Origin of the sequence: Janthinobacterium sp. KBS0711, assembly GCF_000988085.1 — a bacterium.
In the GTDB taxonomy this organism is placed as follows: domain Bacteria; phylum Pseudomonadota; class Gammaproteobacteria; order Burkholderiales; family Burkholderiaceae_D; genus Janthinobacterium; species Janthinobacterium lividum_E.
The window spans coordinates 628,365-635,914 of the sequence record NZ_LBCO01000024.1; the positions used below are offsets into that span (position 1 = coordinate 628,365).

At 66.9% G+C, this 7,550-nt stretch carries 2 protein-coding genes; both read right to left on the reverse strand.

Going from position 1 to position 7,550, the window contains the following annotated elements:
• Positions 1 to 65: 65 nt before the first annotated feature.
• Positions 66 to 5,342, reverse strand: coding sequence for a hybrid sensor histidine kinase/response regulator (locus VM94_RS15465; RefSeq protein WP_046684218.1), 5,277 nt, complete (start codon positions 5,340 to 5,342; stop codon positions 66 to 68).
• A gap of 41 nt (positions 5,343 to 5,383) precedes the next feature.
• On the reverse strand, positions 5,384 to 7,550 hold a 2,167-nt coding region (locus VM94_RS15470; protein ID WP_046684702.1), incomplete at its 5' end, for a methyl-accepting chemotaxis protein.

A 7,550-nucleotide genomic window follows, 5' to 3' on the forward strand; every position in this document is an offset into this window, starting at 1 on the left:
GCGTAGGTCGGATTAGCGGGGCAAAGCCCCGCGTAATCCGACAACAATGTTGGCGTTGGCGCCGGTTACACCACGCCGTCGCTCAACAACCGTCCCACCTCCGCCAGCAATTCCTCCTCCTGGAACGGCTTGCCGAAATACGCATTCACGCCCAGCTCGAACGCATGCGCGCGGTGCTTGTCGGCGCTGCGCGAGGTGATCATGATGACGGGGATGGCGCGCGTCTTGTCATCGCTGCGCACATTGCGCGTCAAGTCAAAGCCATCCATGCGCGGCATTTCCACGTCGACCAGCAGCAGGGCCGGCATGGCAGCCGGTTCCAGCGTATGCAGCTGTTCCAGCGCATCGACGCCATCTTTGGCCAGCAGCACCTGGTAGCCTTCGCGCTCGAACAGGCGCTGCATCACGCGGCGCACCGTCAGCGAATCGTCGACCACCATCACGCGCACGGCAGGAGCGGCCAGCGCGCTGGAGGCGGCATGCTGCTCGCTGCTGGCCAGCGCATACTGCGACAACAGTTCCGGATGATGCTCGAGGTGCTGAGCCAGCGCCACCGGGTTCAGGATCAGCACGATGTCGCCCGTGCCCAGCACCGTGGCGCCGGCGATGCCCGGCATGCGCGCCAGCTGCGGACCCACGTGCTTGACCACGACTTCGCGGTTGCCCACCACGTCATCGACCTGCAAGGCCAGCCTGTCATTGCCATTCCTCAGCAACAGCACGGGCGCGTAGCGCTGCGTGGCCTGCGCCGCCGGCGTCTCGCCCAGCATGGCCGACAGGTAATGCAGCGCCAGCGACTGCCCGTGCGACTCGATGCGCCCGGCCGCTCGCACCTGCTCCAATTGTTCGCCTTTCAGGTGCAGCACCTGCTCCACCAGCACCGATGGCAAGGCATACGTCTTGCCGTTCGCCGCCAGCAGCACCACTTGCGTGACGGCCAGGGTCAGCGGCAGGTGGATGGTGAAGCGCATGCCCAGGCCCGCCTGCGTCAGCGTTTCCACGCGCCCGCCCAGGGCCAGCGCTTCGGAACGCACGATATCCATGCCAAAACCGCGTCCGGCCAGTTCCGTCAGGCTGTCGGCGGTGGAAAACCCGGGCGTGAAAATCAGTTCGGCCGCCTGCGCGTCGGTCAATGGCGCGTCCGTCGCCACCAGGCCGGCGCCGTGCGCCTTGGCGCGGATGCGCTCCAGGTCCAGCCCTGCGCCATCGTCGGAAAAGGCGATCGCCACTTCATTGCCCTGCTGGCTGACCTGCACCAGCAGCTCGCCCGTCTCGCTCTTGCCCACTGCCAGACGCGCGTCGCGCGGCTCGACGCCGTGCACGATGGCGTTGCGCAGCAGGTGCTCGAAGGGTGCCGCCATGCGTTCGAGCACGCTGCGGTCGATTTCCACGCCGCCGCCGCGGATGTCGAGGTTGACACGCTTGTCGACTTCCTTGGCGCTTTGCCGCGCCACGCGGAACAGCCGTTCGGCGATGCTGGCAAACGGCACCATGCGGATCTGCATCAGGTCGCGCTGCAGCTCGCGCGTCAAGCGCGCCTGCAGCACCAGGTCGTCCGTGACCGCATCGACGCTGTGGCTGAGGTTTTCATGGAAGGACGCCACGTCGTTGACGCTTTCGGCCATCATGCGCGTGAGTTCCTGCAGGCGCGTAAAACGGTCGAATTCGAGCGGGTCGAATTCGCGCTCACTGCCGACTGCCATGCGCGAGGCGATCTGCGATTCGGCCTGCATTTCCACTTCGCGCAGCTGGCGCCGCAAGCGCGCCAGGTTGTCGGAAAACTCGGACAGCGAAGCACCGAGCACGCCCACTTCATTTTCCATTTTAGAACGCGTGATCGACACTTCGCCGGCCTGGTTCACCAGGCGGTCGAGGATATCGGCCCGCACGCGCACCAGCGCCGCTTTCGGTTCGGCGGCCGGCGTGTCTTCCATGCCCGGCAAGGGCAGCAAGGGCTGCTGCAATTGCTCGAAAAGGTGCAGCGCATGGTCGTAATGGGCCAGCAATTCCTCGAAAGCCTGCGGCGTGGCGGTGCCCGCGTGCAGCATGTTTTCGATATGCGTCTCGATTTCATGCGCATGCTGGCCCAGGCGCATGGCGCCGGCCATGCGCGCGCTGCCCTTGACCGTATGCAGGGTACGCAACAGCATCTGCGCCTGGCCGCTGTCGTGCGGCTGCTGCTGCCAGCTGCGCAGCGCCTCGCCGATCTGCGGCAGCAGGTCGGCGCCCTCTTCCAGGAAGACGGACAAGAGATCGAGGTCGAGTTCATCGCTGATGCCGGCGCTGGCTGCCAGCAGCGCGGCCGCATCGGCCGGCATGATGGCGGGCGCTGGCGCTTCCGGCGCCGCATGTTCCAATGGCGGCGCATGCTCGAAACCGGCGTCGAACAGGTCGTCGCTGGCGCCGCTGTCCTGCGCCGGCGCCGGCACGTCGGCAGCCTCCGGCTGCAGCGCATCGGCGACGATGCTTGCATATGTCGATTCGAACAGGGTCTCAAGCTGCGGCAGCGGGACTTCAGCGACCGGTTCGGCGGGCTGCGCCGACGCGCCGACGATGCTGGCATAAGCTTCCGCGAACAGGGCGTCAAGGCGGTCTTCCTTGCTCTCGCCGGGCGGCGCCGTCAAGGCGCGCCACAGAGTGTTGAGCGCTTCGATCATGTCCGGCTGCGTTGGCGCCAGGTCGCCCAGCGCGAATGCCTGCAGCATTTGCCCGATGCGCTGCGTGGCCTGTTCCAGCACGTCGTGCTGTTCGGCGCGCAAGCCGGCCAGCGGCGGCACCACCGTTTCGATCACCGTTTCCAGCGCGTGCGCCAAGTCGCGCAAGGACTGGAAGCCCACCGTGCCCGACGTTCCCGCCAGGGTATGCACGGCTTGCAGCGCCTCGGCGCTGACGGCGCGCTGTTCATGGCGCCATTCGCCGAAGTCGCGCGTGAGCACGCGCAGCAATTCATCCGTCTCGGCCAGGTAGATGTTGTACAAGGGAAGGCTGATGCGCAGTTCGCCCACGTGCTTGAGGTGATCGTCAGGCGCTTCGTGGAGCGTCGGCGCCGTGGCCAAGGGAAGTCCGATCACATTGCCATTGCTGGCCACGGGCGCGGCCGGGCGCGGCTTGCGCAGTTCGAACGGTCCGCCTTCGCGCACGCGCTCGGCCGCCATCAGCAGCATGCCGGCCTCGCGCTCGCGCCCCGCGCCGCCTTCCAGTTCCGCCACCCATTCGCTGAGCTGATACCAGCCGTAATTGAGCAAGGTAAACAAGTCGTCGCTGACGGGGCGCGCCTCGGCCAGCCAGGTATTCATGACGCGTTCGATGGCGCCGGCCGCCTCGGCAAACTGCGCCAGGCCGATCATGCGGCTGCTGCCCTTCAAGGTGTGGAACGAGCGGCGCAGCATGGCCAGGTGGTCGCCGCTGGCGGCTTGCTCGCGCGGCAGGGCCAGGGTGGTGTCGATGAAGGTCAGCACTTCGCGCGCTTCGGCGATGAAAATGTCGAGCATCTCGGCGTCGACATCGGTCACTGCCGGCGCGGCATCCATGCCGGCTGGCGCGGCGGGCGCGAGGGCCTGGTCGAGCAAGGGCACCGGCACGGCGCCGGCGGCGGCGACTTTTTCAAATGGCAGCGCGCGGAAAGTACCGGCGGCCGCATCGAAATGGAAACGCCCGCTGGCCGCCTGCGCGTTGCGGCCCAGCATATCGACAAAAAAGCCCAGCGCGCTGACATTTTGCGCGATCTCGTCGAGCGCCTCGGCGCGCCCATCCGCGTTGGCGCCGGCACCGGCCAGCTGCCGCACGGCCGCATCGACCTGCAGCACGGCGCCGCGCGCATCTTCCTGTCCCAGTCCGGCCAGCTGTTGCTGCAACTGCTCCAGCACGGGCGCGACGCCGTCGAGAGCTCCCGCCTGCGCCTGCGCTGCACCCGCTGCATCCGCGTAATAGGCGTTGAGCACCTTTTCCACCTGGCGCAAGCCCGTCTTCATTTCCTCGGCAAGCGCGGCCACCGTCTGGCCCTGTTCGATCTGGCGCGACAGTTCGCCCGCCGTAACGGGCGGCGGCGCTTCGCCGGCCAACAGCGCCTGCAGGCGCGCGGCGATGGTTTCCGCGTTGCCGGCGAAATCGTCGGGCAGGCGGCGCAACTGCTCCAGGCCCGTGTCCGCAAACAGCAGCGCCATGCCGATTTCATTTTCCAGGGCCCCACTGCGCCCGCTGGTCACGGCTTGCCGCGCCACGGCCGCGCATTCGCGCAGCAGGCTGGCCAAGGCCGGCTGCTTCAAGGTCTCCACATGCGCCGCCACTTCTTGCAGCGACGCGTCGAAATCCGTGCCCAGGACTGGATCGAGGTCGGCTTGCGCCAGGCGGCTCCAGCTGGCGCGCGCCTGCGCCAGGGCCGTGCGGGCGCCTTGCAAGGCATCCTGGTCGACCTGGCCGTAGCGCCGCGCTTCCACGTCGGCGGGCAGCATGCCTTCCAGGGCGAAAGCGGCGCGCAACTGGCGTGCCTCCGGCGTCGGCTCGCGTGCCGCGGCAATGAAGAACAGGACGTCGCGCAACATCGCTTCAGGCAGGCTGGCCGTGCCCTGCGCCAGGCGGCGCAACTGCAGGTTGATCAGGCCGAACAGCTGCTTGACGTTGAGCGTGCCCATGCCCTCGCCGCTGGCCGCCAGCCCGGCAAACGCCTGCATGGCGAACCAGAAGGTGCGCGCAGGCGCTTCCTGCTGCGCGTCGGCCACGAGGGTCAAGATGGCGTGCAGGTCGCTGGCGTGCTGGCGCCGCGCCGCGTCATCCTGCGCCTTCAGGAAGGGCAGCAGGGATTTTTCAAAGCGCCCGCGCCAGGCCGGGTAATCGGCGCTTGGTGGCGATTCCGCCAGCGCGATGGCATGCCCTTCCAGCGTCGATGCTGGCGGAAAAAACAAGTCGGCCGGGTGGATGCGTTCGGCGCCCAGCATGGTTTGCAAATCGCGGTAATAGGGGAACAAACGCGCCGGCTGCGGCGGCGTGCCGGCCACCAGGTCTTCCAGGTATTCGCTCAGGGCCTGATACAGTTCGGCGACGACTTGCGCATGGTCCAGCGTGTATTCGAGGCTGCCGTCGCGAAAGCGCGCCAGCGCCTGTTCCGCAGCGTCCGTCAGCAGGCTGGCGCCGGCCACGTCCACCATCACCAGCGCGCCATGCGCCTGGTGCAGATGCGAGCGCGCATGCTGCAGGGCCGTGGCGCGTTCCTCGCGCTCGCGGCCACCCGCTTCGAACAGGGCCGTTTTCGAGCGGCCCAGCGCTTCGCGGATTTCCACCATCACCCACGACAGAGGTTCGCTGTCGAACGGCTTGGATTGCTGTGGACTATCTGGTGTGCTCATGCATGCCTCGGTAAGGAAATCGCCCTGGACTGGCGCGGCGTTCAGGCGGCGACGCGGAAGCGCGACACCGAATTTTTCAGTTCCTGCGCCAGCATCGACAGTTTATGGATCGACTGCGCCGTTTGCTGCGTGCCGTCCTGGGTCTGCTCCGTCACGCTCAGGATATGCTGGATATTCAAGGCCACGCCGCTGGCCGAACCGGCCTGCGTGCCGGTGGCGAACGAGATGCCCTGGATCAGTTCCGCCAGATGTTTCGATACCTGGCTGATGTCGTTCAAGGCCGCGCCGGCCGCGTCGGACAGGCGTGCGCCCTCGACCACGCCCTGCGTGGACGTTTCCATCGCCCGCGTCGCATCCTGGGTATCGGCCTGGATGGTGCGCACCAGCGCGCCGATCTGCTTGGCGGCGGCGGCCGAGCGTTCGGCCAGGCGCTGCACTTCCTCGGCGACGACGGAAAAGCCCCGTCCCGCCTCGCCGGCCGATGCGGCCTGGATGGCGGCGTTCAGCGCCAGCACGTTGGTCTGCTCGGTGATGTCGGAAATGAGTTCGGTGATTTCGCCGATTTCCTGCGACGATTCGCCCAGGCGCTTGATGCGTTTGGAGGTATCCTGGATCTGCTCGCGGATTTCATGCATGCCCTTGATGGCGTTTTCCACCGCCGTCGAACCCTGCTGCGCGGCCGCCACCGACTGGCGCGCCACGTCGGCCGAGACGCTGGCCGACTTCGACACGTCGGTAATCGCATTGGCCATCTTGACGACGGTGGCGCTGACGCCCTGGATTTCGCGCGACTGCTGCTGCGACGCGATCAGCAGCTTGCTCGAGATGCTTTGCGCCTGCGTCGAAGCGCGGTTGACCTGCTCGGCCGTTGCCGTCACCCGCCCCACCAGGCCGCGCAATTCCTCGACCGTGTAGTTGACGGAATCGGCGATGGCGCCCGTGATGTCTTCCGACACGGTGGCCTGCACCGTCAGGTCGCCGTCGGCGACCTTCTGCAATTCATTCATCAGGCGCAGGATGGCCGCCTGGTTCTGCTCATTCCTGGCCTTCGCCACTTCCTCTTTTTCCTGCGACTGCAGGCGCCGGATTTCCGCTTCCTGGCGCCGCCGCTCGGCGTCGCGCGTGCGGTTGACGGAGTCCTGCAGCAGCACCCTGCCGATGCCGGCCGCCGCGATCAGGGTCAGCAACACGCCGCCGACCATCATCCAGAAGGCGACACCCAGGGTTTCCTGGTTCGCGTGGTACATCTGCTGCAGCAGGGTCAAGCGCTGGCGCAGGTCTTCGTTTTCGTTGAAGATCAGCTGTTCGGCGCTTTTCGCCGAACTGAATTTATCCAGGCGGTCAAGTATCGACGAGACCAGCTTCTGGTACGTGTCGAAACTGGCTTTCAGCGCCACCATCCGGTCGCGCAGTTCGGCGTCGCGCGTGGGCGCCAGCTGCAGCGACACGCTGCCATTGAGCAAGCCTTCGACGGCGGTGCGGAAATACGTCGTGTCGCGCCCCAGCGAAAATGCCGTTTCCGAGCTAATGCTGCCCGACGACAGGAACTCGCTGGCGCTGCGGCTCATGCGTTGGCTCAGCATCATCAGGCGGCCGATGACGGCCAGGTCGCGCGCATTGCCGCCGCGCTGCACCTTCAGGGCCCCGATTTCCTCGGTCTGCGCCAGCAGCGCCGGCGACAGCGCGTTCAATTGCTGCAAGGTCTTGTCGAATTCGCCCAGCTCCGGCTTCAGGCGCAAGATGGTGCTGGCCGCGCGGTCGCTGCTGGCCCATTTTTTACGCGCGTCGGCCACCGCCGCCAGCAGGGCGGAACGCGACTCGCCGATATCGCGGCCGTGATACGTCCCGCCGCGCAGCATCAGGCGGAAATCCTGGTTCAGTTCATTGCGGCTTTCCTCGAGCTGGCGGAACGCTTCCGGGTTGCCTTGCACGGCGTTCGGCGCAGCCTTGCCGATGCGCTGCGAATGCATCAGCGCATCGCTGGCCAGCTGCGTCTGCGCCGAGGCGATATTGCCGCTGCGCGTATTGAGGCCGACAAACAGCAGGCTGGCGGCCAGGCTCAGAGCCATCACCGTCGACAGGATGCTCAATTGTTTTTGCAGCGGCAGGTGGCCGATCAGCGGCAGCTTCAAGTCGCGGGCAGGCGCGCTGGCCAGCGACTTGCGCCGCCCCAGCGCGTCGCGCAGGCGCAGCGGCAGGTCGGCCGCC